The sequence below is a fragment of the Deinococcus seoulensis genome, assembly GCF_014648115.1.
Taxonomy (GTDB): domain Bacteria; phylum Deinococcota; class Deinococci; order Deinococcales; family Deinococcaceae; genus Deinococcus; species Deinococcus seoulensis.
Window position 1 is genome coordinate 65,024 of the sequence record NZ_BMQM01000001.1, and the last position, 26,535, is coordinate 91,558.

The window sequence follows — 26,535 nt, forward strand, 5'->3', positions numbered from 1 at the left end:
CGCCAGGCACCCTCGCGCCGCCCGCACCCCCACTGTGGAGTGCGGGCGGTGTACGGTACGCCCATGCGACGACTGCCTGCCGGCCCGCGTTCCAGTCTGCTGGTCCCCCTCACGCTGTGGGCCGCCCTGAGCGGCGGCGCGCACGCCAACGAACGCCTGCCCGTCACCGAGGTCCGCTTCAGCGCCAGTGGCGAGCGGGTCATGGCGTTCCTGAGCGGGCAGAGTGATGGCAGCGGCGTCGGCACCGCCCGGCTGGACGTGCTGAACACCCGCACCGGGCAGACGCTGCTGGGCCGCGCCGGCACCGTGACGGACGGCGGCGAGGCGCAGGCCGTGCGCGCCGTGCTGAACACACCCTCCACCCCGGCCACGCTGCGCAGCGCGGGCCTGACCGGTCGCCCGGCCAGCGTGCCCCGCTACCGCCGCACGTACCCGGTCCCGTACCCCCGCTGGGAGGACGCCGTGACCGCCGGGCGCACCCAGATCACGCCCGTGCGTCTCTGGACCGTGCCGGTCCCCGTGCGCCTGAACGTGTACGCCGTGAACGCCCCCTGCTCGTACCCGGACATGCTGCCGCCCGGCATCCGCCCCGCCGGGTTCAGCCTCCGCGTGAACGGACAGGTCGTTCATACCGATCCCCTCACGCCCGCCGGGCCCGCCACGCACCCGCTGAACTGCGCCGCCGGGTACACCGTCGAACGCGTGGACGTGCAGGGCAACCGCGTGCTGGTCACCCTGCGCGCCCTGATCCCGGGCTTCGAGGGACCGGACGCCGTGCCGATGTTCGTCGCTGCGCTCCTCAGGTAGAAAGTGGAAGGCTGATGGTTGATGGAGAAGAGGTGTCCTCCATCAACCATCACCTTTTGACCATCAACCCATCGCGCCAGCGATCCCCTGCATGACGGCGCGGGCGGCGTTCAGTTCGTCCGCGTTGATGGTGTGGCCCAGGCCGGGAATCACGCGGGCGTCCACGTCCGCGCCGCGCGCGCGGAGGTTCGCGGCCGTCTCCTCGAAACGGGCCAGGGGAATGTGACCGTCGCGGGGGTCCACGCCCATGAACACGGGCGTGCCGCTCAGGTCGCCGGTCCGGTCGAGGGTGATCAGGCCGCCGCTGAAGGCGACCACGCCGCCCAGACGCTCGGACGTGCGGCTGGCGTACTCCAGCGCCAGGCACGCGCCCTGGCTGAAGCCGCCCAGCACCACCCGGCTGGCCGGGATGCCCTGCGCGGCCAGTTCGCCCATCACGGCGTCAATGGTGGCCAGGGCGCGGTCCAAATGCGGCTGGTTCTGCGCCAGCGGGGCCAGGAACGACTGCGGGTACCAGGTGTTCCCGTCCGCCTGCGGCGCGAGGTACGTGAACGCACTCAGGTTGAATTCGCGTTCCAGGCTCAGGATGTCGGCCGCCGTGCCGCCGCGCCCGTGCAGCAGGACCATCGCCACCCGCGCGTCGGCCAGTGGGCGACCGGCCGTCAGGACCTGCACGCCCTGCCCGTCCGCTTCGGGTTCGGCCGGCGCAGTCTGGCTGTTCAGGTCGCGTCCGCCGATGGTCACGCCGTACTCGCGGTTCAGGATGCGGGGCACGTGCGCCTCGATCTGTGCGCGCTGCGGCTCGAACCACGCCGGGAGTTTCAGGTGCCGCCCGAGTTCCTCGACCGCCTCGTCGTCCGGGAAGCCGGGGGCGTCGGTGGCGATCTCGAACAGCACGCCGTTCGGTTCGCGGAAGTAGATGGAATGGAAGTACTGGCGGTCCTGCACCGTGGTGGGGCGGTACCCGGCCTCGCTCAGGGATGCCATGTACGCTTCCTGCTCGGCGTCGTCGCGGGTGCGCAGGGCCACGTGGTGCACGCTGCCCGCGCCGAAGGTGCCGCGCGGCTGGCCCGGCCGTTCCACGACGTCCACGAACAGGCCCACGCCGTCGCCGCTGCCCCGGAAGCGCGTGCGGGTGCCTTCCGGGTCGGGTTCGCTGCCGACCTCCGTGAAGCCCAGTTGCCCGACCAGCAGCTGACGCACGGCGTCCGTGTCGCGCACCCAGGCGGTCACGGAGTGAAAGCCGCGCAGGTCATGGTCGGCCGGGACGGGCGAGGCGGGCCAGGGCTGCACCGGCACGCCGTCGTCGAAGGCCAGTTCGATCCAGGTGCCGTCCGGGTCCTCGAAGGTCAGGACCGGCTGCCCGAAGCGGGTGCTGGCCGTGGGGTTCAGGCCGTGCCCCGCGAGGCGGTCCTGCCAGTAGGCGTGGCTGGCGGCCGGGACCGAGTACGCCAGGGCGACGACCTCGCCGTTGCCGCGCACGCCGCGCCGCGCGCCGGGCCAGGGGAAGTGGGTCATGATCGTGCCGGGCTGCCCGGTCCGGTCGCCGTAATAGAAGTGGTACGTGCCGGGGTCGTCGAAGTTCACGGTGACCTTCACCAGCCGCTGCCCGAGCACCTGCGTGTAGAAGTCCACGTTGCGCTGGGGGTCGCTGGCCATGACGGTCAGGTGGTGCAGGCCCTGGACGGGGCTGGTGCCGGGAGCGGGGGAAAAGGAGGTCATGGGGCCATATTACTTAACATTGAACTATTAAAAGTGATGTGGATCACATGGGGTGCCTGTGCAGATCCTCCAGCGTCCACGCACCATCAAACAGCACGGGCGGAGAGGTACCCGCCCGCCGTTCCCGGCCCCTCCCCACCCTGCCTGTCCTGCCCTGTCATCCGGACTCCGGGTTGCCAGCTGCACACCCGGAACCCGCTCTGCTTTCATTCGTTCTGCCGCGCAGCTCTGCGAATCCGTACGAGTTCGTATCAGGCGCTGCCGCGTGCGTTGCGGCGCCTGCCTGCCCCGACCGGCTCAGCCTGCTCACGCTCCCTCAGCGCCAGTCCCAGCTTCTTCGACAGGCTGGTCAGTTGATCGCGTTCCTCGCCCGTCAGGACCGAGAACACCTCGCGGATGCCCGCCACGTGGGCCGGCAGGACCCGCCCGATCAGCGCCTCGCCGTCCGGGGTCAGGGAGACCCGCATGATCCGGCGGTCCACCTCGTCCCGGTCGCGGCGCACCAGTCCGTCGCGTTCCAGGTTGTCGATCACCATGGTCAGGTTCCCGCTGGACCGCAGGATCTTCTCGGCCAGTTCCCGCTGGCTCAGCGGCCCCAGGTGGTACAGCGCCTCGATCACACCGAACTGGCTGATGGTCAGGTTGTGCGCGGCCAGGTGCCGGTTCGAGGCGACCTCCACGGCGTGAGACGCGCGCCACAGTTTCACGTAGGCGTCCAACGCCGCTCGGTCCTCGGGTGAGCCAGCGTAACGGTTAGGCATGACGCACATGCTCGCCGCGAGTCCTCATGAAGTCAAGTAAACGCCCCCGGTCGCGTGTGGACCGGGGGCGGCGCGTTCAGGGTCGCGCAGGGTCGGCGTTCACGTCAGCTGCGCGCGCGGTACTCCTCGGTCGCCAGGCGGATGCAGGCGGCCACGGCGCGCATCGCCACGTAGACTTCCTCGACCGGCGGGCGGGTCGGCGCGAGGCGGATGTTGCTGTTGTGCGGGTCCTTCCCGCCGGGGTACGTGGCGCCCGCCGGGGTCAGGCTCACGCCCGCCGCGTCGGCCAGGGCGACCACGCGGTCCGCGACCGGCTCGGCCGTATCGAGGCTGATGAAGTACCCGCCGCGCGGATTCTTCCAGGTGGCGAACGTGCCGTCCGTGCCGAGTTCCTCGCTCAGGACCTCGTTCACCGCGCGGAACTTCGGTTCGATCAGCGCCGCGTGCGCCGCCATCAGGCCCTCCAGCCCGCCCGGGTAATCACGCAGGAACTTCACGTGCCGCGCCTGCTCGACCTTGTTCGGGCCGATGCTCTGCGCGTTCAGGTACTTCGAGAGCCACTTCACGTTGTCCTCGCTGCTGCCCAGGAAGCCCAGGCCCGCCCCGGCGAACGTGACCTTGCTGGTGCTGGCGAACACGAACGCCCGGTCCGGGAAGCCCCCGTCACGGGAGAGCGTCACGAGGTTCACCGGCTTGTCCTGCGCCGCCGGGTCCGGCGACAGGTGATGCACGCGGTACGCGTCGTCCGCGAAGACCGTGAAGTCCGGCGCGGCCGCCTTCAGCGAGGTCAGGCGGCGGGCCTTCTCGGCGCTGATGGTCTCGCCGCCGGGGTTCGAGTACGTCGGCACGAACAGCACGCCCTTCACGGACGGGTCGGCCGCCGCGAGCCGTTCGATGGCGTCCACGTCCGGCCCGTCGGGCTGCATGTCCACGGTCAGCAGCTCGAAGCCCAGCGTTTCCAGCAGCAGGAAGTGTCGGTCGTAGCCGGGCGTCGTGACGATCATCTTCGGCGACTGACCCGCCCAGGGCTTCCCGCCGCGCAGGCCGTGCAGCAGCGCGAACGTCAGCACGTAGCCCTGCAGTTCCAGGCTGGCGTTGTTCCACACGATCATGTTCTCGGGTTTCAGGTCCAGGTACGCGCCGAACAGCGCCCGCGCGGACGGCAGGCCCGCCACGCCGCCGGGGTAGTTGCGCAGGTCCAGGCCGTCCATGTGCGTGTCGTTCTCGCCCAGCGCGCCCAGCAGGGCGTTGCTCAGGTCGAAGTCCGCGTCGGCGGGCTGCCCGCGCTGCATGTTCAGTTTCAGGCCCTGCGCCCGCACCGCCTCGTAGGCCGCGCGCGCCCGTTCCAGTCCCGTTCCCGCTCCTGTTCCCACCGTGTCGCTCGTCATGCCCCCAGGGTAACGGCCCGCGCGGGCCAGGGTGCCCCGCTTGTGCGGTCAGCTTCCGGTATGGGGGCGGGAGAGGTCTGCGGCGCGGCCGGGTGTTACACTTCTGGCGCCCGGACCGTCACGGCCCACCCGTCACGACCCGACCATCGCGGCCCGGAGCGTTCCCTTTTGCATCCTCACCCATTTTCAGTTCTGCCCAACAGGAGAGACCCAATGCAGTACATCGTCCACCGTCCGCGCGTCGGGGTGTTCATCGACACCCAGAACCTCTACCACTCGGCCCGTGACCTGCTGGAACGCACCGTGAACTTCGAGACGATCCTGAACGTCGCCACGCACGAACGCGAACTCGTGCACGCCATCAGTTACACCGTGGAGCGCGAGAACGAGGCGACCGCCCGCCCGTTCATCTACAAGCTGTCCACGCTGGGCTTCAAGGTGCGGCGCATGAACCTCACGCTGCACCACGTCACCGACGGCGGCAAGGCCATCTACGAGGGCAACTGGGACATGGGCATCGTGGCCGACATGGTCCGCATGATGGACTCCATGGACATCATCGTGCTGGGCAGCGGCGACGGCGATTACACCGACATCGTCGAGGTGCTTCAGGAGCGCGGCAAGCGGGTGGAGGTCATCGCGTTCCGCGAGCACACCGCGCAGAAACTCATCGACGCCGCCGACCGCTTCACGCACCTGCCCGACATCGAGGGTGGCCTGATGCCTGCGCGTACGCCCAAGGCCAGCAAGACCGAGGAGTAAGGCCGTGCCAGACGCACCGCAGCCCGGCAGCATGTCGCCCGTCACCACCCTGAGCGCCGAGCAGGCCGCGCACGCCGACGCGACGCTGGCCCGCCTGAACTTCGACCTGCCGCCCGAACGCATCGCGCAGACCGGCGCGGAACCCCGCGACGCCTCCCGCCTGATGGTCGTGGGGCAGGCCGTCACGCACCACGTGTTCCGGGACCTGCCGGGCCTGCTGCGCCCCGGCGACCTGCTGGTGTTCAACGAGAGCCGCGTCATCCCGGCGCGCGTCATGGCCCGCAAACCCGTGGACGCCGCTGGGCACGGAGGCGGACAGGTCGAGGTCCTGCTGCTGCGCGAGGAGGACCTCCCGGACCTGAGCGCCGAACACGGCCCGCACCTGTGGAGCGCGTACCTGAAACCCGCCCGCCGCGCCGGGAACGAACTGTGGCTGGGTGACGGCGAGCACCGACAGCGCGCCCGCGTGGTCGGACAACTGGAAGACGGCGCCCGCATCCTGGCGTTCGACCGGGACATCAAACCCCACCTGGACAATATCGGCCGCCTGCCGCTCCCGCCGTACATCGACCCCGGCAGCAGTGACGACACGTGGCGGGAACGCTACCAGACCGTGTACGCCCGCGCGCCCGGCAGCGTGGCCGCCCCCACCGCCGGACTGCACTTCACGCCGGACCTGCTCGCGGCACTGGACGCCGCCGGGGTGGAACGCACCACCGTCACCCTGCACGTCGGGGCCGGGACCTTCAAACCCGTCACCGGACCCGTCGCCGAGCACACCATGCACGCCGAACGCTACTCCGTGACACCCGAGGCGGCGCAGGCCATCAACCGCGCCCGCGCCGACGGACGGCGCGTGATCGCGGTCGGCACCACCACCGTCCGCACCCTGGAAAGCGCCTGGGACGGCACGCAGGTCCGCGCGGGCGAGGGCGACACCCGCATCTTCATCACGCCCGGCACGCCCGTGAACGTCCCGGACCTGCTGATCACCAACCTGCACCTGCCCGGCAGCACCCTGCTGCTGCTCGTGGCGGCCTTCGCCGGAGAGGACCGCATCCGGGCCGCCTACGACGCCGCCCTGCACGGCGAGTACCGCTTCTACTCGCTGGGCGACGCCATGCTGCTGACGAACGTGCGCGGAATGCAGGCGGCAGGCGGCGGGACGCGCTGAAGGCGGGCGCCGCCTCGCCTTCCTACTGACCACCCTCCACGGCCCGCCTCAGGGTGACCATGGCCGCCTCGCGCGTGAAGCCCAGGCGGTCGTTGATGGCCAGCATGGGCGCGTTCCCGGTGTGATTCCCGGTGTGCGAGTGCGTGAAGCCGCGTGCCAGGGCCGCGCGGGCCGCCGCGAGTTTCAGGGCGAGGCCCAGCCCGTGGCCGCGCCACTCGCGGCGCACGCCGGTCAGGCCGTTGTGCAGGTGGCCCGGCTGCGCCGGCAGCGTCTGCGCCAGCTGACTGGTGCCCACCCACCTGCCGTCCGGGGCGACGGCGATCATCAGGCCGCGCGGGTCCAGTTCGCGCTGCGGCATCCGCATCCGCCAGACCTCGAACGGCCAGACCTGCACGGGCGTCGCGCTGGGCACGTCGGTCAGCAGGGCGCGGATCAGGTCGTAATGCTCGCGGGGCTGCGTGTCCCAGGGGTCCGCGCCGGGGGCGGTCAGGTCGGCCAGCGACACGATCCGCACGCCGCTCGCCAGTGCGCGGGCCTCCTCGGCGGCGAACGCCGCGAAATCCAGGGTACGCAGGTCCAGGGTGTTCATCCACATGCGGTCATGCTCGGCCCAGCCGCGCCGTAGCAGGTGCCCGGTCTCCCACCAGCCCTCCCGCAGGCGCGTGACGGCCACCCGCGCGCCCGCCGCGCGCAGCACCTCCAGGCCGTATTCGACCAGCGCGTCGGCCAGCGCGCCGCGCCGGTACTCCGGGTGCAGCGTGACCGTCAGGTCCAGCCACCCGCCATGGTTGTCCATGCCCGGCACGCCCGTCTGCACCGCCCCGACCAGTGCGCCGCCCAGGAACGCCCCGCGCTGCGAGTGATGCTCGCCCGGCAGTCGCCCCGCCGCCAGCCGCTCCAGGTTCACGGCGTCCGTGGGTTTCTCCGGGTGCGCCAGCGTCAGCAGGGCCGCGTACCCGGCGGTTCCCAGGTCACGAAACGACAGGTCGGCGGGGGTTTCCTGCGTGGAAGGCAGCGGGGTGTTCTCGCTCATGGGGTGCAGCAGATCACACGCCCGCGCCCCGCGCAACCGCAATTCAGCGCAGTGTATTCAGTAGCACAGGACGTTCAGCAGGGCGCGTTCAGCAGGGTAGCGGTCCGGCCACTGGGCCGGTCACTGCCATCAGTGATCGCCGGGACCGATCGGCTCGATGGGGAAGATGCGGTCCGCCAGGGACTCCAGCCCGCGCGTGCCCGCCCGTTTCTGACATCCCTCGGTGGCGGTGCACAGCGTCACGTACCGCGTGCGCCGCGCCGCGACGTTCACGCGGTACAGCGCCGCCTCGCTGCGACTGCGGGTGTAATGGCACAGGTCGCAGTGCAGTGCGCCGCGCGTCTTCGGGTCCAGCGGCGTGAACTCGGCCAGTTGCTCGCCGTGCACCAGCGCCAGTCGGCCGTCCGCGACCGGGTACAGGCCCAGCGTGGGCGCGGCGGGCCGGGCGGCGTCCTGCTCGCCGAACAGCTCACGGTGCGTTTCGGGGAACAGTTCCCGCAGCAGGTCCCTGACGTCGTGCGCCCGCGCGGGCGCGCCCTTGTGGTGCGGGTCGTTCATCCTGCCCAGTGTAGGGGGGAACGCCGCGCAGCAAAGTGGAAACGGGCACAGGGCCGCCTGCGCAGGCGCAGTAAACTGCACGCTGTGACCTGCCTCCTGCCCCGCATCACCCCACCACGCAGGCAGCGCCCTTGAGGTCCCGCACCGCCAACCGCAGCGGCATCGTCATCCGCCGCCGCGTGACGCCCGCCGGGGATATCCTGCTGTCGCTGCTGACCCCGCAGGGCAAACTGAAGGCCGTGGCGCGCGGCGGGGTGCGCGGCCCGCTGGCCAGCCGCCTGAACCTGTTCCACCACGTGCACGTGCAGGTGTACCAGGGACCGCAGAACGACCTTGCCAGCGTGCAGCAGGCCGTGCTGGAGGGCGCGCTGCCCACCCTGGCGCAGCCGGAACGCTACGCCTTCGCGCACCTGATGGCCGAATTCGCCGACGCGCTGTTCCAGGAAGGCGAGTTCAGCGAGCAGGCCTTCGAGCTGTTCGCGGGCGCGCTGCGCGGCGTGGCGCACCAGCCGGACCCGGAATGGGTGGCGCTGGTCATGAGTTACAAACTGCTGGCCCTGGCCGGATTCGTTCCGCAGACCGCCCACTGCGCCCGCTGCCGCGCGCCCGAACCGGCGCACCCGGACCCGCTGGGCGGGCAACTGCTGTGCCGTGACTGCGCCGCGCTGCCCGCCTACCCGCCGGACTCGCTGGACTTCCTGCGCGGCGCTGTTCGCCGTACCGTGCGCGCCAGCATGGACGCCCCGCTGCCCGCCTCGCAGCGGCCCGCGCTGTGGCGGGCGCTGGAACGCTTCGTGACCGTGCAGATCGGGAACGTGCAGTCCTGGCGACAACTCGTGCCGCACGTGCAGGCGGCGCCCACGCCGTAACGGCCTACAGGCCCAGCCCCCATCTCTACAACCCCAGTTCTACAACCCCAGTGCGGCGATGGCACCCAGCAGCGCGACCGGCGCCGTCTCGGCCCGCAGGATGCGCGGCCCCAGCGTGACCGCGTGCGCGCCGCCCGCCACCAGCCGCGCGACCTCGGCGTCGGTCAGGCCGCCTTCCGGGCCGGTGATCAGGGTCACGGGCGCCGACCAGTCGAGCACGTCGGTCAGGCGGGTGTTCGAGCCGGGCTGCGCGACGAACACCTGCCCGGTCAGCGGCACGTTCCCCAGCGGAACGGGGGCCAGCACGGGCGGAATCACGTTGCGGCGCGACTGCTTGGCGGCCTCCTGCGCCACGCGGTTCAGGCGTTCGAGTTTCTGCGCGCCGATCTCGCGGGCGTCCGCGCGGGCCGTGACGGTCAGTTGCACGGCACTCACGCCGAGTTCCGTGGCGGCGCGCACCACGTCGCTCAGCTTGTCGCCCTTCAGCAGGGCCACGGCCAGCGTGACCGGGTGCGGCGTTTCCAGGTGCGTCTCGATGGCCTCGCCCAGGTGCAGCGTGGCGCGGGCTTCCTCCAGTTCGGTCAGGGTGGCCAGCGCCTCGGCGCCCTGACCGTCGAACACGCGCAGGGCGTCCCCGGCCCGCAGGCGCAGGACGTGCAGGTGCCGCGCCTCGCCCGGCCCCAGCGTCATGACTGCCGACAGGGACGGGACCCGCACCCGGTGGCGGGGCAGGTCGGCACGGGACTGGTCGGCATGGGGTTGGTCGGGGCTCATGCGTTGCGGGCGGTCACGAGCGCCCAGTCGCCGTCGGTTCGCACCTGCACGTCCGTGAAGCCCTCGCGGTCCAGCGCCTCGTGAACCAGCGGCAGTTTGCTGACCAGGATGCCGGTCAGGATCAGCGGCCCGCCCGCGCGCAGGTGGCCCACGTACGAACCGGAGAGCAGGTCATGCAGTTCCGCGTACAGGTTGGCGACCAGCACGTCGAACACGCCGTCCGTGACCACGTCGCCCGGCAGGTCGTCGCCCAGCGTGCCCACCATGAACGCCGCGCGGCCCGCCGGAACGCCGTTCTGCTCCGCGTTCTCCGTGGCAATCGGGATGGTGACCGGGTCGATATCCACGCCCAGCGCGTAACGGGCGTCCAGCAGCGCCGCCGCGATGGCCAGCACGCCGCTGCCGGTGCCCACGTCCAGCACCGTCTGCCCGTCCAGGTTCAGCGCCGAGAGTGCCTCGACGGCCATGCGGGTCGTCGCGTGGTGCCCGGTCCCGAAGGCCATGCCCGGCTCGATGATCAGCGGCACCTGGGTGGACGGCACCTCGGCGCGCAGCCACGGCGGCACGATGGTCACGCGCCCGGCCTGAACGGGCCGCAGGTTCGCCTTGAATTCCGCCTGCCAGTCCTGATCGGCCTCGTCGCGCCACTCGCCGTCGCGGATGTCGGCCGGCAGGTCGGTCTGCTCGTCGAAGTACGCGCGGATCAGGCCGGCGCGTTCCTCCAGGCCGGTCGCGCCGGCCTCCCACAGCAGGTCGAGGTGAGCCTCGCGCGTTTCGAACGTTCCGGGAAGGTGGTAGACCAGCATGCCCTGAAGTGTACCCCGCCGCGCCGCCGCCGGGAACGCCTGTTTTCTTCGCTCAGCACGTCAAACAGCCCGGCAGGCAACCCGGCCTGACCCGCGCGGGCCGGGTGGGACCCACCCCCCCACCCCCGGCGGCATCAATATGAAGTCCTTCACATCCACGGGTGCGCGGCTTAGACTGCCTGCACGACGCACCCCCGGCGGGTGGATCGGTCCGGGAGGCTTGGGAACGGTGCAGAACACGGCGCAGCACAACACGGTGCCGCAACCCGGCCAGCAGCCAGGGTGCGCGCCGGTCACCTCGCTGCGCCTGACCCTGCGGGGCGACACGACCCTGCAAGTCGACCCGGCCGCCCCCGCCGCCGCGCGCCACGCCGCGCAGGTGTGGCTGCTGGCCGCCGGGGTGCTGGACCTGCACCGGGCCTCGTGGGGTGAAACCGTGACCCTGCGCCGCCCGCCGGAACTGCCGGTGCGGCTGCCCGGCATCCGGCGGGCCGGGACGCGCGCCACCCTGCGGCCCGCCACGCCCGGCGGCGGCCCCACGCAGGTCCTGCGGCTGGACTGGTCCGACCGGCCCGACCCGCCCCTGACGCGCCCGGCCGACCCGCACCTGCACCTGATGCAACCGGCCGACCTGCCGGGCGACCTGCTGCCCTGCCTGACCTTGACGCCGGGGCAGGCGCTGACCCGCGCCCGGTCGTTCCTGGCACGCGCGGGGGTGCAACGCGCGCAACTGAGCGACGGGCACGAACTGTTCGACCTGACCCTGCCCGACCCTATCCACCCCGCCCCGGCCCGACCCGACCCGGCCCAGTCCAGGCCAGGCCTGACAGCCCCGGACCCGTCGGTGGGTGGCGGGCACGCCCTGCTGATCGGGCCGCCGCAGGCCACCCTGGGCCGCCTGTGGCTGCGCGCCGCGCCGGGACCCGACGCGCACGCGGCGGCGCAGGCGCTGTTCGTGGCGGCGCACGCCGCGAACACCCACACGGCCGCGCTGCGCCAGACCCGTTCGGCGCGGCTGGGCGCGGACCTGCAACGCGCCACGCAACTGCTGCGCGACGGTCACGCGCTGCCCGAGGCGACCCTGCAGGCCGCCATGCGCCTCGTGCGGGCCGACGGCGCGGCCCTGATCTCGCTGCGGGGCGGGCCGCTGCTGAGCGCCGGGAACCTCGACTGGTCCGGCCTGCACGCCGCGCAACGCTACCTGCGACCGCCGCTGCTGAGCGGCCCGTCGGGCGTGACCAGCGCCGCGAGCGGCAGCCCGGTCGACCACTGCTCGCCGCTGCTGCTGGACCTCGACCCGGACGGCCTGACCCGCACGCTGATGCTGCCACTGAACAGCGGTTCGCTGCCGCAGGTGGCGTGGGTGTTCCAGATGCACCGCTGCCCGCAACCGTGGCTGTCGGACACGGCCGAACTGACCTGGGACGTGCTGCGCGCCGCCGCCCGCGACCCGATCCACGCGGCCGGTCCGCGCGGCCTGGAACGCCGCGCCCATCAGGCCACCCTGTCACCCACCCTGATCAGCGTGCTCGACAGTGTCGGTGACAGTCAGGTGCCGTCGCAGATCGCCGGGCGTGGCCTGCACCACCTGCTGGAGACCAGCGGCGCGCACGCCGGGGCGCTGCTGACCCTGCCGCCGCTCGGCCTGCCGCCCGCCGGGATGCCCGCTGGGACGGCGTTCAGCGCCTCGGACCTGACCGCCTCGGCCGGAGCGGTGGACGACCTCTGGACGCCGCAGGCGCAGGAGGTGATGCTGGGCGCCGCGCGGGCCGCCGAGCCGCGCCAGCAGGCGCTGGACCTGCCGGACCCCGCCCAGGACGGCCCGGTGTTCCTGAGCGTCACGCCGGTCGTGTACGCCGGGCACGTCAGCGGCGTTCTGGCGCTACTGCACCGCCCCGAACCGCCCGCGCCGCAGGTGGCGCCGCTGCTGAACGTCCTGGCGACCGAGGTCGGCCGGGCCAGCGAGCGGCAGCGGTCCCTGCGTGACCTCGCGCACGTGCGCGAGAAGACCTTCCGGGTGCTGGGGCGCGTGCTGGAGTACCGCAGTTACGAGACCAAGGGCCACACCGACCGCGTGACCGAACTGGCGCTGCAACTCGGGCAGGCGCTGGACCTGACCAGCACGCAACTGGCGCACCTGCGCTGGGGCGCGTACCTGCACGACCTGGGCAAGATCGCCATTCCGGACGACGTGCTGCACAAGCAGGGCCTGCTGAGCAGCGCCGAGCGGCAGTGGATGCGTCAGCACGTGACCATCGGCGAGACGCTGCTGCGCGAGCAGGGCCTCGTGCCGCCCGAGGTCCTTCAGGTGGTCCGGCATCACCATGAACGCTGGGACGGCCAGGGGTACCCGGACGGCCTGAGCGGACACCGCATTCCGCTGCTGGCCCGCCTGTTCGCGGTGGTGGACATCTTCGACGCCCTGACCAGCGAGCGGTCCTACAAAGCGCCCTGGTCCCCGCACGACAGCCTGCAGGAGTTGCGGCGCATGGCCGGAACGCACCTGGACCCGGCGCTGGTGCAGGCGTTCATGGACCTGATGGCCAGCCGCGCGGCGCTGCCGGTCCTGCCTGAACCGTTCGACGACGCGCTGCTGTAACGCTCGCCGCTGGAATACGGACTCCGGTCAAGTGGGCCGCAAAGACCGCTGGGTCCGAGCGGATGCGAGTGGGAGCAAGGCGCCCCTCCGGACATGGAGCGGGCAATCCGGTGCCTGCGCAGGCGCGGGCCGTCTGCACAAATGCGCGTCCGGCGGGCGGGCGTCGGCAGGCGCGCACCTATACTGACCCGCATGAAGCTCGTGATCGTTGGCGTTGGGAAACTCGGACTGGCCCTGCTGGAGGGCGTGACCTCGCGCGGCGTGATTCCCCCGTCCGAGATCGGGCTGCTGGACCTGAACACGGCCCGCGTGACCGAGATCGCCGAACGCACCGGCGCGCAGGTCGTCACGCCCGCCGACCTGCCGGGCACCGACCGCATCCTGGTGAGCCTGCAACCGCGCGTGTTCCTGGAGGCCGCCGACTGGCTGGCGCAGGAGAACACCGGGTACATCAGCACCATGGCCGGGGTCAGCGTGGCGGCCCTGACCCGCCGCCTGGGCACGCGCCGGGTGGTGCGGGTCATGCCGAACCTCGCGGCGACCATCGGGCGTAGTCAGACGGCCATCACCGGCCCGCGCGAGGCGACCGACGCGGGCGACCTGGCGTTCGCGCGCACGCTGTTCGCGGCGGTCGGGGACGCCTACGAGCTGCCCGAGCACCTGTTCAACGCCTTTACCGGCATGAGTGCCAGCGGCCCGGCGTACGTGGCCGTGGTCGCCGAGGCGCTGGCCGACGGCGGCGTGCGCATGGGCCTGCCGCGCCCCCTGGCGAACGAACTGGCCGCCAAGCTGCTCGTCTCGACCGGCGAGCTGCTGCAACTGCGGGCGCATCCGGGCCTGCTGAAAGACGAGGTCGCCAGTCCCGGCGGCACGACCATCGCGGGACTGGCGGCGCTGGAGAAGGCCGGGGTGCGCGGCGCCCTGATGGAAGCGGTGGTGCAGGCCACCCGGCGCGGCAACGAGCTGGGCAAGGATCAGGAGTAGGTCGGTGGGAACGCCGGTCGAGTGGGCGGCACGTTCCGTTCGACCGGTGAAGCAGGCTGGCAGGTCGCCGCACGGGCAGGGAAGAGCAGGTGAGGCGGGTCAGACTCTTGCAATTCTGAAAGCGCTTTCAAGTATACTTCCGGGCATGTTTCACCCTCTGCGTCCCTTCTGCCCCCGGCCCACGGCGGAGCGCCCCTCATGACCCGCGCCGTCACCCTCACCGAGGTTGCCCGCGAGGCCGGCGTCTCACCCAGCACCGTCTCCCGCATCCTGAACGGCACCGCCCGTGTCCGCGACGAGAAGGCCAGCCAGGTCCGGCAGGCCATCGAGAAACTCGGGTACACGCCCAATACCTTCGCCCGCAGCCTCGCCACCGGCGCGTCCGGCAGCGTGGGCGTCCTGACCCCCGACATCGCCAGCCCCTTCTACAACGACGCCCTGAGCGGCATCGAGCAGGGCCTGATGGGCAGCGGGTACTCACCCATCATCATCAGCGGCCACTGGCGCACCGCCGAGGAAGAACACGCCGTGGAACTGCTGCTCAACCGCCGCGTCGAGGGCATGATCATCCTGGGCGGGCAACTGCCGGACCACGACCTGCACGCCCTGTCCGCCCGCCTGCCTGTCGGCGTGCTGGGCCGCAACATCGACCTGAGCCGCCACGGGGGCGTGTCCCTGAACATGGACAACCGCCAGAGCGCCCGCGACCTGACCAACTACCTGATCGGGCGCGGCCACCGCGTGATCGGGCACATCAGCGGCCCGCCCGACCACGCCGACGCCCGCGAACGCCTGACCGGGTACCGCGAGGCCCTCGAGGAACGCGGCCTGAAGTACGACCCCACCCTGGTCGTGCAGGGCGACTTTCAGGAACCCAGCGGATTGATCGGCATGCAGCGCCTGCTGCAACAGCATTCCGACCTGACGGCCGTGTTCAGCGCCAACGACCAGATGGCCTACGGCGCACGCCTGGCGCTGTACCGCCTGGGCCTGCGCGTGCCCGAGGACATGTCCCTGGTCGGCTTCGACGACCTGCCCGGCTCCACGTACGCCACGCCGCCCCTGTCGTCCGTGCGGCAACCCATGGCCGAGATGGGCCGCTGGCTGGCGCACTTCATCCTGGCACGCCTGCGCGGCGAGACCACCGAACCCTTCGAGCCGCGCCAGGAACTGATGATGCGTGAATCCGTCGCCAGTCGGCGCGGCCTGTAGAGCGCTGACCGTACCGACCGATCCAGACCGATCCGCCCGCACCTGCCCGTACCGGCCTGTGCGGGTTACTCATGATACGGACTCCGATTGAATGGGCTGCGAAGCCCGTTCAATCCGAGCGGATGCGAGTAGCAGAGAAACGGATTCCGGACGTGGAGCCAACAATCCGGTGGAGTTCCGGATTGTTGGCGAAACAAACGGAATCCGTATGACTCGGGTTGAAAGGTCTGCCAGAACCGTTCAACCCGAGCGGAGCCGGAGCGGGTTCCGGGTTGTCGGCGAAACAGACGGAGTCCGTGTGAGGGCTGTGGCGGGGAACACGGACCGGGCTGGATTGTGCTTCGCTGAAAGCGCAATCTTTTTTGTGTGTCGGGCGTATAACGATACAGAGAAGTCCAGAACGCGATTTTTCCACTCTGGTATCGGGGCGGCGGAACGAACGCATGAATCGCCTCTTGACAGCGCTTTCATGGGGCGACTACAGTACGGGTCAAGCAGACCTGTTCCAACCAGAATTCCGGCCACCGACGGCCCGGACCTTCACCCACCTGTGGCCGCCCCGCAAGCGACCACCGGAACTGCTGAACCCTGTTGCGCCGCCCCCTCACCCCAAGCACGCACACCCCCACCCGGAGGAACCATCATGCGTAACCTGCCCCGACTGACCCTGGCCCTGAGCATCGCCCTGACCGCCGCCCTCGGCAGCGCCAGCGCCCAGAAGACCACCATCACCGTCGGCGTGTTCCCCGACCTCGACAGCGTCGTGAAGGCCGCGCTGCCCGGTTTCAACAAGCTCTACCCGAACATCACCGTCAAGATCAACTCGCTGGCCTACGCTGACCACCACACCGCCCTGACCACCGCGCTCTCCACCGGCAAGGGCGCCAGCGACGTGGTCGCCGTGGACTTCGGGTACGTCGCCCGCTTCGCGGAAGGCAACGGCCTGGTCGACATCAGCAAGGCCCCCTACAACGCCGGGCAGTTCCGCAGCCAGTTCATTGCCTACACCTACCCGCAGGCCATGACCCAGGACGGCCGCATGGTCGGCATGCCCACTGACATCGGCCCCGGCGCCATGTTCTACCGCTCGGACATGCTCAAGAAGGCCGGCGTGAGCCCCGCCGCCATGAACGCCAGCTGGGAAAGCTACATCAGCAACGGCAAGAAAGTCCTGGCCGCCAACCCCGGCACCTTCCTGATCCCCGACGCCGGCGAGGCCGCCCAGATCATCATCCGCACCGGCCTCAAGAGCGGCGAGGGCCTGTACTTCGACAAGAACAACAACGTCCTGGTCGACCCCGCCAACCCCCGCTACGTGCGCGCCTTCACCATCGCCAAGCAGATCCGCGACGCGAAACTCGACGCCCGCGCCGGCAGCGCCTTCAGCCCCGAATGGACCACCGCCTTCCAGAAAGGCAACCTCGCCACCGAGTTCAGCGGCGCGTGGCTGGTCGGTCACATGCAGAACTGGCTCGCCAAGGACTTCAGCGGCAAGTGGGCCTCGCAGCAACTGCCCGGCAACACCTACGCCAGCTGGGGCGGCTCGTTCTACGCCATTCCGCAGCAGAGCCAGCACAAGACCGAAGCCTGGGCGCTCATCAAGTACCTGACCACCAACAAGGACCAGCAGGTTCTGGCGTTCAAGACCACCGGCGCGTTCCCCGCGCTGCGCGCCGCCGGGAACGACCCCGTCTTCAACGAGGGCGTCCCGTACCTGAACGGCCAGAAGGCCCGCGTGCTGTGGCGTCAGGCTGCCCTGAAAATCCAGCCGCTGGACGTGAACAAACTCGACCCCATCGCCGAACAGATCGTGAACGACGCCCTGTCCAGCGTCCTTGACGGCAGCAAGGACATCACGACCGCGCTGACCGACGCCAAGAACCTGATCGCCCGCCGCGCCCGCTGACCCCCGGCCCGCCTGAACGCACGTTCAGGCCACGGGCAGGGCCGGCACCCGCCGGGACGCCCGGCGCACCAGACGGAATTCACCCGACACCCGATCAACGGGGGCAGGTCCGCGCCGCTCACCGGGGCCGGACCTGCCCCCGCTCCCGCTTTCCCGCCCGCCGGGCCCCGCCGCACTGGAGATCACAGGCATGCAAGCAACCCTGAAATCAGCCAAACCCCGACGCAAACCCAGCTGGAGCGACTTCCAGCGGCGGTACGCGCCGTACATCTTCATCAGTCCGTTCTTCATCCTGTTCTTCGCGTTCGGCCTGTTCCCGATCCTGTTCAACGCCTTCCTGAGCTTCCACCAGTGGCAGCCGGGCACCGGGCTGGGCGACATGAAATTCGTGGGCCTGCGCAACTACACCGACAACCTGACCGACCCGACCTTCTGGCTGTCCCTGAAGAACACTGCCATCCTGGCACTCATGTCGGGCCTGCCGCAGCACCTGATCGCCATTCCGCTGGCGTTCGCTATCCAGGGTGGCCTGCGCCGCATGCAGAACCTCGTGACCGCCGTGTACTTCCTGCCGTACATCACGTCCATCGTGGCGATCTCGGTGATCTTCTTCACGCTGTTCTCCTGGCAGTACGGCGTGATCAACTCGGTCCTGAACGCCCTGCACGGCCTGCCCCTGATCGGCGCGCTGTTCCCCGCCGAGAAGATCAACTGGCTGGGCGAGAAAGAGTACGTGCAGAGCGCGGTCGCCATGGTCGTCGTGTGGCGCTACACCGGCTGGAACATGCTGCTGTACCTCAGCGGCCTGCAGGCCATCCCGCGCGAACTGTACGAGGCGGCCAGCGTGGACGGCGCCACCCGCGCCCAGCAGTTCCGGTACATCACGCTGCCGCTGCTGCGCCCGATCATGTTCATCGCCGTGACCCTCAGCCTGATCGGCGGCCTGCAACTGTTCGAGGAGCCGTTCATCCTGACCAACGGCAGCGGCGGCGCCGGACAGGCCGGACTGACCACCGTGATGTACATGTACCGCACGTACGCCTCGTACTCGGACGCCGGTGTGGCGGCCGCCATGTCCTGGCTGCTGTTCATCGTGATCGGCGTGCTGACCCTCGTGAACAACCGTGCCTTCGGCCGCAGCGGCCTGGCCGGAAGGGACTGACCATGACCACCGCCCCCATCCCCGACCGCCCCGCCAGCCGCCCCGCCCGCCGCGCCCCCACCCTGGACGGCAAACGCATCGGCGCGTACCTGCTGATCGCCCTGGGCGCCCTGCTGACCATCGCGCCCTTCTACTTCATGTTCGTGTTCGCCACGCACACCCGCAGCGACATCTTCCACCTGCCGCCCCCCGCGTGGTTCGGCAGCAACCTCGACGAGAACTACCGCAACCTCGTGGAACGCGTGCCGTTCTGGCGGAACCTCTGGAACAGCCTGTACCTCGCGGTCCTGACCACCGGCTTCACGCTGTTCTTCTGCACGCTCGCCGGGTACGCCTTCGCCATGTTCTCGTTCAAGGGCCGCGAGGTCCTGTTCGGACTGCTGCTGGCCACCATGCTGATCCCCGGCACCCTGAACATCGTCCCGTACGCCCTGATCATGCAGGCCCTCGGCTGGATCGACCAGCCGCGCGCGCTGTGGGTGCCGGGCATGGCGAGTGCCTTCGGAATCTTCCTGATGCGGCAGTACATCGGCAGTTCCATCCCGCGCGAACTGGTCGAGGCGGCCCGCATCGACGGCGCCAGCGAGTTCGGCATCTTCCGCCGCGTGATCGTCCCCCTGACCGGCCCGGCCATGGCGACCCTGGGGCTCGTGACGTTCGTGCAGTCCTGGAACGGCTTCCTGGGGCCGCTGATCATCTTCCGCACCGCCGAGACCTTCACGGCGCCCCTGGCGCTGCGGTCCATGCAGGGCATCGCGAACACCGACTGGGGCGCCCTGATGTGCGGCGTCGCCCTGACCGTCGTGCCGCTGCTGATCCTGTTCGCCCTGGCATCCCGCCAGCTGATCGAGGGCCTGACCGCCGGCGCGACCAAGGGCTGAACCCGCCCCGCCCGCTCCCGCCCCCCGCCGCCACACCGCCGCCACACTGCCGCCACACCGCCACCACACCGCCGCCCCACTGTTCCCGCAGGAGCCGCCCCATGACGAACACCATCACCACCGACACTGCCGTATCCGACACTGCCCCATCCGAAACGGCCGCGCCCACTCCCCAGGCCCGCGCCGCCAGCCTGACCCGCCAGGACTTCCCGGCCGGTTTCCTGTTCGGGGTCGCCACCAGCTCGTACCAGATTGAGGGCGCCGCGCAGGAAGACGGCCGCAGCCCCAGCATCTGGGACGTGTTCTGCGCCAAACCCGGCCGCATCAGCGACGGCAGCAGCGGCGCCGTCGCCTGCGACCACTACCACCGCTGGGAGCAGGACCTCGACCTGATCGCCGCGCTGGGCGTCGACGCCTACCGCTTCAGCGTCGCGTGGCCCCGCGTGATCCCCACCGGACGGGGCGCCGTGAACGCCGCCGGACTGGACTTCTACGAACGCCTGACCGACGGCCTGCTCGCGCGCGGCGTGCAGCCCCACGTCACGCTGTACCACTGGGACCTGCCCGCCGTGTTGCAGGACCAGGGCGGCTGGACCAACCGCGACACCGCCCACGCCTTCGCCGAGTACTCGGCGGCCGTCGCGCAGCGCCTCGGGAACCGCGTGGCGAGTTACGCCACCCTGAACGAACCGTGGTGCTCGTCGATCCTCAGTTACGAACTCGGGGAGCACGCGCCCGGCACCCGCGACCGCGCCGCCGCCCTGAGCGCCGCGCACCACCTGATGCTGGGTCACGGCCTCGCCCTGCCCGAAATCCGCCGCCACGCGCCGCAGTCCCAGGCGGGCATCGTCCTGAACCTCGGCCCGCAGGAAAGCGCCAGCGACCGCCCCGAGGACATCAGCGCCGCCCGGCACGCCGACGGCCGCTTCAACCGCTGGTTCCTGGACCCCATCCTGCGCGGCGAGTACCCCGCCGACACCTGGGCAGAAGTCGGCCCCGACACGCCCCCCGTGCAGCCCGGCGACCTGAAGCTCATCAGCGCCCCCAACGACTTCCTGGGTGTCAACTACTACACGCGCGGCGTGATCGGCGCGCAGGGCGGCGTGCTGCCCGACGGGGCCAGCGTCACCGACATGGGCTGGGAAATCCACCCGCAGGGCCTGACCGACCTCCTGCTGCGCCTGAACACCGACTACCCCGGCCTGCCGCCCATCTACATCACCGAGAACGGCGCCGCGTTCCCCGACGAACGCAGCGGCGACCGCGTGCACGACCCGCGCCGCACCGAGTTCCTCAGCACCCACCTGAACGCCCTGCTGGACGCCAGCCGCGCCGGAGTGGACGTGCGCGGGTACTTCGCGTGGTCCCTGATGGACAACTTCGAGTGGGCCTTCGGGTACGAGAAACGCTTCGGGCTGGTGTACGTGGACTACGACACCCAGGAACGCATCCTGAAAGACAGCGCCCTGTGGTACCAGGCGCTCGTGAAGTAACCCGGCGACAGTAACCCGGCGACAGTAACCCGGTAGCGGTGAACGGCGGGCCGCGCAGGTGCTCCCATCCGGGGTGCCGCGCGGCCCGCACGGCTGTGGTCCGGGCGGCCGGGTGGGGGAGGGCCGGGCATCCTGTCAGGCGCGCGTGAGAGGCAGGCACTAAGCTGGGAGGCGATGCCCGCCCCTGCCCGCCCCACCGTCCGCCGCGCCCTTCTGCTCCCGCTGCTGGGCCTGCTCGGCTCGGCGCTCCTGAACGTCCAGGCGCTGGACAGCAACTACTACCCCCGCAAGGCCGGAACCCGCTGGACGTACTCCAGCGGCGAGACGCAGGTCATGGGCGCACCCGTCACGTACCGGGGCGTGCAGGTCGTGCCGGTCAGCCACCAGTACGGCAGCACCACCTACACCCAGGACCTGCTGGAATTCCGCACGGACGGCAGCGTGTGGCTGCGCGGCGTGAACATCGGCGGGCGCCTGAGCTGGTACGCGGCGCCGCTGAACGTGTACCCGCCCGGCCCGCTCAGCCCCGGCATGACCTGGAAAGGCAGCAACGGCAGCGTGCGCACCGTGTCCACCGTGACCGGCGTGACCCCCCTGAAAACGGCGGGTGGCACCTTCAACGCCCTGACCATCCAGACCGAGACGACCGCCGCCGGGAAGATCAGCGTGCAGAAAACGTACTTCGTGCCGACCGTGGGCGTCGTGCGCTACGAGACGGCGGACGGCAGCCGCATCGACCTGCTGCGCTGAGGCACCCGCCGGAGGTCGGGGCGCGTCAGGATTTGCGGCGGCGCACGCCGTACGTCAGCAGAGACACGTACATGCGGGTGCGGGCGGTCGCGCCGCGCCAGAAGCCACGTTTCTTCTCCTTGACCACCTGCGCCACGTTCGGCAGGTCCACGTACGCCCAGCGCGCCCCGGTGACTTTCAGGTGCTGCGTGATGGCCGGTTCCGGCCAGCGTTCCTCACCCAGGCCGGGCACGCCCAGCAGCCAGTCGCGGCGGCAGGCCCGCTGCCCGCTCAGGTGCGGCGTGAGTTTGTTCCCCCAGTCGGTCACGAACCCGCCGCCCTCGAACACGCCGATACTCATGTCCAGCGTGCCGGCCTGCACCGGGTTCAGCAGCGTCTGGAGGTGCGCGGCGCTCAGGCCGGTCAGGTCGGCGTCCAGCATCACCACGAACTCGGCCTGCGTGGCGTCCAGCGCCGCGCGCAGGGCCGCGCCCTTCCCGCCGTTCTCGGGGAGTTCCACCACGGCCGCGCCTGCCTGCCGCGCCACCTGCGCCGTCCCGTCACTGCTGCCGTCCGAGGCGACGATCACCTCGTCCGTGAACTGCCGGGCCACCTCCACCACCGCCGCCACGGTGTCCTGCTCGTTGAACGCAGGAATCAGGACCGCCACACGGGCCGACGGAGGCAGAGGTGAACGGATCGCCGCAGACATGCTGCCCATGGTAAGCGAAACACACACAGGCGGCCCTTATGCACCCATGAACTAACGCACCCATGAACTGCGGGGTGTCGTCCGGGGGCCGTTCAGTGCGGCGCGGGCGGCGGGTCGTCCAGCAGGTCCGGGCTGATCACGTCGCCGCTCTCGTCGTGCCCGGCGGCGGCGGCCAGCCACTGCCCGTGCCGGACGAGAATCACGTTCAGGTCCGGCACGCGCACCACCAGCAGGTCCTGCAGGATCATGGGCGCGTGACCGGGAATCACGACGGCCAGCTCCGACTTGTAATCCAGTCGCAGCGTCACCGAGCGCGTCCCGGCCTGCAGGGTCAGCGGGTCGTCGCTCAGCAGGACGCTCAGGAACCCCCCGGTGTCCGGCAGGTCGAAACTGTCGCCGGACACCGGTTCGGACAGCGTCTCGGGACTGCGCAGCGCCACGTGCAGCGCCTCGTGCAGGCGGCGGCCCAGCACCGGGTGCACGCCCAGCGCGTCGGCCGCCGCGCGGAACACCTGCGCGGCCTGCGTGGTGTCCGCGCGGCCCAGCCGGACCATCAGGGACTCCACGCCCTTACGCGCGAACGCCATCAGGGCGTCCGGGGTGGCCTCGCGGTACTTGCGGGCCGACGCGCCCTGCAGGGACGGCAGGTCCAGCGGCGAGCCGCGCAGCAGTTGCGCCGCCGCGCGCGCCATGCGCAGGAACAGGTACTCGCCGCCCGGATCCAACAGCAGCGACACCGCCCGGCCCAGCGACGCCCGCCGCCCCAGTTCCAGCGCCGCCTGGCTTTCCAGGCGCAGCATCAGGTAATCGCCGCTCACGAACGCCCGCAGTTGCGTGTCGGGCAGCGTGATGCTCTGCGGGCCGTCCCCGGTGTCCCGCGAGGGCCGCAGCAGCGCCACCTGCCCCGCCACCTGCATCTGCCAGTTCTTCCCGATGGGTTGCCACATCAGGTCCAGGCCGCGCCAGCGGGCCGCCTGCCCGCCACGCAGGTTCACGATCAGCACGTCCGCGCCGTCGTCCGGGGCGCGCATGGCGGTCGCGGGGTGCCGGGCGTACAGCACGCTGCCGTGCGGCACGGCCCCCAGCGTCGGGGCGGGCGCGGCCGCCATGAGGGGGTCCAGGAAACTGGCGACCAGCCGCGCCGCCTCGCGGATCGCGGGCCGTTCGCGCGGGTCACGTGCGCGCGGGTACTCGGCTTTCAGGGCGCGGATCAGCTGCTCGCGGGCCTCGGCGCCCAGCGGTTCACGCTCGGCGGCCATGATGCGCGCGGCCAGTACGTCCTCGTCCGGGTGGCGCGGGAACGGTTCGCTCTGCGCGCCGGACAGGGCCGTGCGGACCCGCGCGCGACCCAGCTCGGTCAGCAGCAGGTTCGACAGCGCCCCGGCGAGGTTCTGCACCACTTCCTGGTCGTGCAGGTCCATCAGGGGATCGTTCACGGGCGGCACGGCCACGGGTTGCGACCCGGTCGTGGCGGCCCGCTCGGCGTTCTCGGTCACGGTGAACAGCACCCGCAGTTGCGCCAGCGTCGGTTCCCGCTGCCAGCGCAGCGCCTGCTCGCGCACCAGCCGCGTGGTCTGGTGGTGCCACGCCAGCAGTTGCAGTTCCTCCCAGGCGCGCGACTCATCCGTCTCGGTGGTGGCGGGGGCCGCCCAGGTGCTCGGCCCGCTGAACGCGGCGCGGGGGTCCACCTCGGGCGGACGGCTGTCTTTCTGGTACGCGCGGTACTGCCGGTCCGCCTCGATCAGGCGGCGCAGCAGCGTGGGCTCCAGCGACGCCTGCAGCAGTTCCTCACGCAGCAACCCCAGCGACCGCCGCCCGCCGCGCGGCACCCGGCCCGCCAGGGCGTCCGCGACCTTGTACTCGAACAGTTCGGTCAGTTCCGTCCAGTAGTTCACGCGCCGCCCCGCCGTTCAGGCCGCGCCGGGAGGGCGCGTGGCACGCCGGGAAGGCGCCGCGTGACCGGACATAGCTGTGCAGTGACCATCGCCCACAGTATGCCGCACAGGCCCCGCCGCACGCAGGCCAGGCAGGCACCTGTAAGTGCAGCGCAAGGCGCGGCTCTGTATAACTGTGTGTAATGAAGCCGTTGCCTCCCTCTTCCCGCCCGGCCAGGCCCGCATGATCGCGCTGCTGCTGGTCCCGCTGTTCATCGTGGGGGTCCTGCTGACCGTCCGCGCGCCCGAACGGGTGCTGGGCCTCGTGGGCGCCGCCGCCGCCGCCCTGCTGACCCTGCTGGTCGCCTACCTGTCCCTGACCGCCGGTGGCGGCCCCGCGCAACTGGAGAACCTGAACCGCACCCAGGGCGTCCTGACGGCCGCGGCGTTCGTGCTGGTCACCGCCGCGTTCCGCCTGGGCCGGGTCGTGATGCCCAGCCTGGACCGGCCCGGCCGTCAGCCCAGACCGCAGAAACCCGTGCGCGTGCAGCGCACCGCCACGCCCGTGCCACCCTCGCGCCGTCCGACGACCACGCAGACCGTCTCGGACCTGCGCTTCCAGGAGTACGAGGTCCTCGACCGGGTCGGGATCGGCGGGATGGGCAGCGTGTACCGCGCCCGCCGCCGCCAGGACGGCCGCGTGGTCGCCCTGAAGGTCCCGCAGGACAAGTACCTCGCGGACGCCAAGTTCGTCAAACGCTTCTACCGCGAGGCGGAAGTGCTCAAGCGCTTCAACCACCCGAACATCGTGCGCGTGTACGACTACCGCATGCAGGACCCCGAACATTACATCGCCATGGAATTCCTGGAAGGCGACAGCCTCGAGGCCCTGCTGGAAAGCCGCACCCTGAGCTTCCACGAGGGCGCGCAACTGATCCGCGCGCTGGCCGACGCGCTGCGCCACATTCACATGCAGAACGTCGTGCACCGCGACATCAAGCCCGCCAACGTGATGGTCCTCAAGAACGCCTTCACGGACGGCGTGCTGCGCGAGGGCGGCGTGAAACTCATGGACTTCGGGATTGCCGTCGGGAAGGTCCTGACCCGCCTGACCATGACCGGCGCGCGCGTCGGGACGCCCATCTACATGGCCCCGGAACAGGCCAAGGGCAACCGCGTGGACGCCCGCAGCGACGTGTACTCGCTGGGCCTGCTCGCCTACGAGATGGTCACCGGGCACACCGCCTTCAAGGGCAGTTACGAGGCCGTGGTGCACCAGCAGGTGTTCGAGACGCCCAAACCGCCCAAGCAGGTGAGGCTGGAAGTGCCGGGCAAACTGAACGACCTGATCCTGAACATGATCGAGAAGGACCCCGCCCAGCGCCCCACCCTGGACGACGTGATCGCCCGCATCGACGCCGGCGTGCTGACCGACGAGATCTTCAACGACCCCATCGCCCTCGCCATGAGCGTGCAGGAGAAACGCGGCACGCTGCGCCTGCTGGACCTGAAAGGCAAACTGCGCGCCAGCCTGCGCGACCAGACCGGCGGCGCGCAGGGCCTGCCCGGCACGCCCAACGCCATGACCGGCGACCCGGAAGGGAACCTGTACGTCACGTTGCTCGACTACCGCCAGGGCAAGGCCGGGGCGCTGGTCCGCAAACTCGACGCGGAAGGCAACGAACTCCTGAGCTTCGGCCCGTACGGCCTGAACGAGGGCGAACTGCTGCAACCCGTCGGGATTGCCGCCGCGCAGGGACAGGTGTTCGTGCTGGACGCCGAGGCGCACCACGTGGTCGTGTTCGACTCGCAGGGCCGCTTCATCCGCCGTTTCGGCGGGCGCGGCCAGGGCCTGGGTCGCTTCGAGAAACCCACCGGGATCGTCGCCGCGCCCGACGGGCACATCTACGTCCTGGACACCGGCAACCATGAGGTGCAGCGCTTCAGTTCGCAGGGCGACTACATCAGCCGCTACGCCTTCCGCCTGGACCGCAACAGCGACAGCCTGCGCCCCCTGGAAGGCCTGGGCGTGGACCAGTTCGGCGCGGTGTACATCGTGGACAGCGTGGCCCGCAAGGTCCGCAAGATCGAGGCGGACGGCACGCCGGGCCTGACCTTCGCCATGGAAACCCTGGTCGGGGAACCCACCGAGGCCCCCTGGCTGATCCAGGTCGGACCGGAAGGCCAGATCTTCGCCGTGCGTCAGGGCGGGCAGGTGCTGCGGACCTTCTCGGCCGTGGGTGACCTGCTGACCTCCAGCGACATGTACGCCCCGGTGCAGGCCATGAGTATCCTGGGCCGCCCGAAAGTCCTCCAGACCACCTGACCC

At 70.7% G+C, this 26,535-nt stretch carries 22 protein-coding genes; 13 read left to right on the forward strand and 9 right to left on the reverse strand.

Annotated features, from left to right (window positions below; translation table 11 throughout):
• Positions 1-63: 63 nt before the first annotated feature.
• Entirely contained in the window at positions 64-807 is a 744-nt protein-coding gene (locus IEY70_RS00315; RefSeq protein WP_189062991.1) for a DUF2259 domain-containing protein, read from the forward strand.
• Between the two features lie 63 nt (positions 808-870).
• Here the strand turns inward: IEY70_RS00315 and IEY70_RS00320 are convergent, their stop codons facing one another.
• From IEY70_RS00320 to IEY70_RS00330, 3 genes are all read right to left on the reverse strand, one after another.
• Positions 871-2,529, reverse strand: a complete 1,659-nt coding sequence (locus tag IEY70_RS00320) for a VOC family protein (protein WP_189062992.1) — start codon at positions 2,527-2,529, stop codon at positions 871-873.
• A gap of 251 nt (positions 2,530-2,780) precedes the next feature.
• Complete coding sequence (locus IEY70_RS00325) at positions 2,781-3,290, reverse strand: MarR family winged helix-turn-helix transcriptional regulator (RefSeq protein ID WP_189062993.1); 510 nt, start codon at positions 3,288-3,290, stop codon at positions 2,781-2,783.
• A 104-nt stretch (positions 3,291-3,394) separates the two neighbouring features.
• Entirely contained in the window at positions 3,395-4,678 is a 1,284-nt protein-coding gene (locus IEY70_RS00330; RefSeq protein ID WP_189062994.1) for an aspartate aminotransferase type Ic, read from the reverse strand.
• Between the two features lie 213 nt (positions 4,679-4,891).
• On the opposite strand from IEY70_RS00330, the gene IEY70_RS00335 reads away from it, so the two are divergent.
• Together IEY70_RS00335 and queA are read left to right on the forward strand one after the other, a co-directional pair.
• Positions 4,892-5,440 (forward strand): LabA-like NYN domain-containing protein, encoded by a 549-nt coding sequence (locus tag IEY70_RS00335; protein ID WP_189062995.1) that lies wholly within the window; start codon positions 4,892-4,894, stop codon positions 5,438-5,440.
• 31 nt (positions 5,441-5,471) lie between these two features.
• Positions 5,472-6,614 (forward strand): tRNA preQ1(34) S-adenosylmethionine ribosyltransferase-isomerase QueA, encoded by a 1,143-nt coding sequence (queA, locus tag IEY70_RS00340; protein WP_189063256.1) that lies wholly within the window; start codon positions 5,472-5,474, stop codon positions 6,612-6,614.
• A 22-nt stretch (positions 6,615-6,636) separates the two neighbouring features.
• On the opposite strand, the gene IEY70_RS00345 is transcribed toward queA, so the two are convergent.
• The gene (locus tag IEY70_RS00345) at positions 6,637-7,647 is read right to left on the reverse strand and encodes a GNAT family N-acetyltransferase (protein WP_229777511.1); all 1,011 of its coding nucleotides are present in this window, start codon (positions 7,645-7,647) and stop codon (positions 6,637-6,639) included.
• A gap of 129 nt (positions 7,648-7,776) precedes the next feature.
• On the reverse strand, positions 7,777-8,205 hold the full coding sequence (locus IEY70_RS00350) for a hypothetical protein (protein WP_189062996.1): 429 nt from the start codon (positions 8,203-8,205) through the stop codon (positions 7,777-7,779).
• Between the two features lie 131 nt (positions 8,206-8,336).
• On the opposite strand from IEY70_RS00350, the gene recO reads away from it, so the two are divergent.
• Complete coding sequence (gene recO, locus IEY70_RS00355; RefSeq protein ID WP_189062997.1) at positions 8,337-9,074, forward strand: DNA repair protein RecO; 738 nt, start codon at positions 8,337-8,339, stop codon at positions 9,072-9,074.
• 39 nt (positions 9,075-9,113) lie between these two features.
• Here the strand turns inward: recO and IEY70_RS00360 are convergent, their stop codons facing one another.
• Positions 9,114-9,848, reverse strand: coding sequence for a 16S rRNA (uracil(1498)-N(3))-methyltransferase (locus IEY70_RS00360; RefSeq protein WP_189062998.1), 735 nt, complete (start codon positions 9,846-9,848; stop codon positions 9,114-9,116).
• Positions 9,845-10,654 carry a 50S ribosomal protein L11 methyltransferase gene (locus tag IEY70_RS00365; protein WP_189062999.1) on the reverse strand — a complete coding sequence of 270 codons (810 nt, stop codon included), beginning with the start codon at positions 10,652-10,654 and terminating at the stop codon, positions 9,845-9,847. Before IEY70_RS00365 ends, IEY70_RS00360 begins: the two co-directional genes overlap by 4 nt.
• A gap of 229 nt (positions 10,655-10,883) precedes the next feature.
• Between IEY70_RS00365 and IEY70_RS00370 the strand changes: the two genes are divergently transcribed.
• The 8 genes from IEY70_RS00370 (at position 10,884) to IEY70_RS00405 (ending at position 21,641) form a co-directional block, all read left to right on the forward strand.
• The gene (locus tag IEY70_RS00370) at positions 10,884-13,253 is read left to right on the forward strand and encodes an HD-GYP domain-containing protein (protein ID WP_229777546.1); all 2,370 of its coding nucleotides are present in this window, start codon (positions 10,884-10,886) and stop codon (positions 13,251-13,253) included.
• 192 nt (positions 13,254-13,445) lie between these two features.
• Positions 13,446-14,237 (forward strand): pyrroline-5-carboxylate reductase, encoded by a 792-nt coding sequence (gene proC, locus IEY70_RS00375; RefSeq protein WP_189063001.1) that lies wholly within the window; start codon positions 13,446-13,448, stop codon positions 14,235-14,237.
• 198 nt (positions 14,238-14,435) lie between these two features.
• Positions 14,436-15,449, forward strand: a complete 1,014-nt coding sequence (locus IEY70_RS00380) for a LacI family DNA-binding transcriptional regulator (RefSeq protein WP_189063002.1) — start codon at positions 14,436-14,438, stop codon at positions 15,447-15,449.
• A gap of 643 nt (positions 15,450-16,092) precedes the next feature.
• The gene (locus IEY70_RS00385) at positions 16,093-17,355 is read left to right on the forward strand and encodes an ABC transporter substrate-binding protein (RefSeq protein ID WP_189063003.1); all 1,263 of its coding nucleotides are present in this window, start codon (positions 16,093-16,095) and stop codon (positions 17,353-17,355) included.
• Between the two features lie 190 nt (positions 17,356-17,545).
• On the forward strand, positions 17,546-18,517 hold the full coding sequence (locus IEY70_RS00390) for a carbohydrate ABC transporter permease (RefSeq protein ID WP_189063004.1): 972 nt from the start codon (positions 17,546-17,548) through the stop codon (positions 18,515-18,517).
• Between the two features lie 2 nt (positions 18,518-18,519).
• On the forward strand, positions 18,520-19,398 hold the full coding sequence (locus IEY70_RS00395; RefSeq protein WP_189063005.1) for a carbohydrate ABC transporter permease: 879 nt from the start codon (positions 18,520-18,522) through the stop codon (positions 19,396-19,398).
• Between the two features lie 101 nt (positions 19,399-19,499).
• The gene (locus tag IEY70_RS00400) at positions 19,500-20,891 is read left to right on the forward strand and encodes a GH1 family beta-glucosidase (protein WP_189063006.1); all 1,392 of its coding nucleotides are present in this window, start codon (positions 19,500-19,502) and stop codon (positions 20,889-20,891) included.
• Positions 20,892-21,065: 174 nt separating this feature from the next.
• On the forward strand, positions 21,066-21,641 hold the full coding sequence (locus IEY70_RS00405; protein WP_189063007.1) for a hypothetical protein: 576 nt from the start codon (positions 21,066-21,068) through the stop codon (positions 21,639-21,641).
• 25 nt (positions 21,642-21,666) lie between these two features.
• Here IEY70_RS00405 and IEY70_RS00410 read toward each other — a convergent pair whose 3' ends face one another.
• Together IEY70_RS00410 and IEY70_RS00415 are read right to left on the reverse strand one after the other, a co-directional pair.
• Positions 21,667-22,332: a glycosyltransferase family 2 protein gene (locus IEY70_RS00410; RefSeq protein ID WP_189063008.1), complete on the reverse strand. Its 666-nt coding sequence runs from the start codon at positions 22,330-22,332 to the stop codon at positions 21,667-21,669.
• 92 nt (positions 22,333-22,424) lie between these two features.
• Complete coding sequence (locus IEY70_RS00415) at positions 22,425-24,227, reverse strand: hypothetical protein (RefSeq protein ID WP_189063009.1); 1,803 nt, start codon at positions 24,225-24,227, stop codon at positions 22,425-22,427.
• A 223-nt stretch (positions 24,228-24,450) separates the two neighbouring features.
• Between IEY70_RS00415 and IEY70_RS00420 the strand changes: the two genes are divergently transcribed.
• Positions 24,451-26,532, forward strand: coding sequence for a protein kinase domain-containing protein (locus IEY70_RS00420; RefSeq protein ID WP_189063010.1), 2,082 nt, complete (start codon positions 24,451-24,453; stop codon positions 26,530-26,532).
• The last annotated feature ends 3 nt before the right edge of the window (positions 26,533-26,535 follow it).

Excerpts from the sequence above, each read along its gene's own strand:
- proC (WP_189063001.1), top strand. The coding sequence starts at position 13,446 with ATGAAGCTCGTGATCGTTGGCGTTGGGAAACTCGGACTGGCCCTGCTG.
- IEY70_RS00395 (WP_189063005.1), top strand. The coding sequence starts at position 18,520 with ATGACCACCGCCCCCATCCCCGACCGCCCCGCCAGCCGCCCCGCCCGC.
- IEY70_RS00380 (WP_189063002.1), top strand. The coding sequence starts at position 14,436 with ATGACCCGCGCCGTCACCCTCACCGAGGTTGCCCGCGAGGCCGGCGTC.
- IEY70_RS00330 (WP_189062994.1), bottom strand. The coding sequence starts at position 4,678 with ATGACGAGCGACACGGTGGGAACAGGAGCGGGAACGGGACTGGAACGG.
- IEY70_RS00365 (WP_189062999.1), bottom strand. The coding sequence starts at position 10,654 with ATGCTGGTCTACCACCTTCCCGGAACGTTCGAAACGCGCGAGGCTCAC.
- IEY70_RS00420 (WP_189063010.1), top strand. The coding sequence starts at position 24,451 with ATGATCGCGCTGCTGCTGGTCCCGCTGTTCATCGTGGGGGTCCTGCTG.
- IEY70_RS00390 (WP_189063004.1), top strand. The coding sequence starts at position 17,546 with ATGCAAGCAACCCTGAAATCAGCCAAACCCCGACGCAAACCCAGCTGG.
- IEY70_RS00405 (WP_189063007.1), top strand. The coding sequence starts at position 21,066 with ATGCCCGCCCCTGCCCGCCCCACCGTCCGCCGCGCCCTTCTGCTCCCG.
- IEY70_RS00410 (WP_189063008.1), bottom strand. The coding sequence starts at position 22,332 with ATGTCTGCGGCGATCCGTTCACCTCTGCCTCCGTCGGCCCGTGTGGCG.
- IEY70_RS00350 (WP_189062996.1), bottom strand. The coding sequence starts at position 8,205 with ATGAACGACCCGCACCACAAGGGCGCGCCCGCGCGGGCGCACGACGTC.
- IEY70_RS00385 (WP_189063003.1), top strand. The coding sequence starts at position 16,093 with ATGCGTAACCTGCCCCGACTGACCCTGGCCCTGAGCATCGCCCTGACC.
- IEY70_RS00360 (WP_189062998.1), bottom strand. The coding sequence starts at position 9,848 with ATGAGCCCCGACCAACCCCATGCCGACCAGTCCCGTGCCGACCTGCCC.
- IEY70_RS00315 (WP_189062991.1), top strand. The coding sequence starts at position 64 with ATGCGACGACTGCCTGCCGGCCCGCGTTCCAGTCTGCTGGTCCCCCTC.
- IEY70_RS00335 (WP_189062995.1), top strand. The coding sequence starts at position 4,892 with ATGCAGTACATCGTCCACCGTCCGCGCGTCGGGGTGTTCATCGACACC.
- IEY70_RS00325 (WP_189062993.1), bottom strand. The coding sequence starts at position 3,290 with ATGCCTAACCGTTACGCTGGCTCACCCGAGGACCGAGCGGCGTTGGAC.
- IEY70_RS00320 (WP_189062992.1), bottom strand. The coding sequence starts at position 2,529 with ATGACCTCCTTTTCCCCCGCTCCCGGCACCAGCCCCGTCCAGGGCCTG.
- IEY70_RS00345 (WP_229777511.1), bottom strand. The coding sequence starts at position 7,647 with ATGAGCGAGAACACCCCGCTGCCTTCCACGCAGGAAACCCCCGCCGAC.
- IEY70_RS00400 (WP_189063006.1), top strand. The coding sequence starts at position 19,500 with ATGACGAACACCATCACCACCGACACTGCCGTATCCGACACTGCCCCA.
- queA (WP_189063256.1), top strand. The coding sequence starts at position 5,472 with ATGTCGCCCGTCACCACCCTGAGCGCCGAGCAGGCCGCGCACGCCGAC.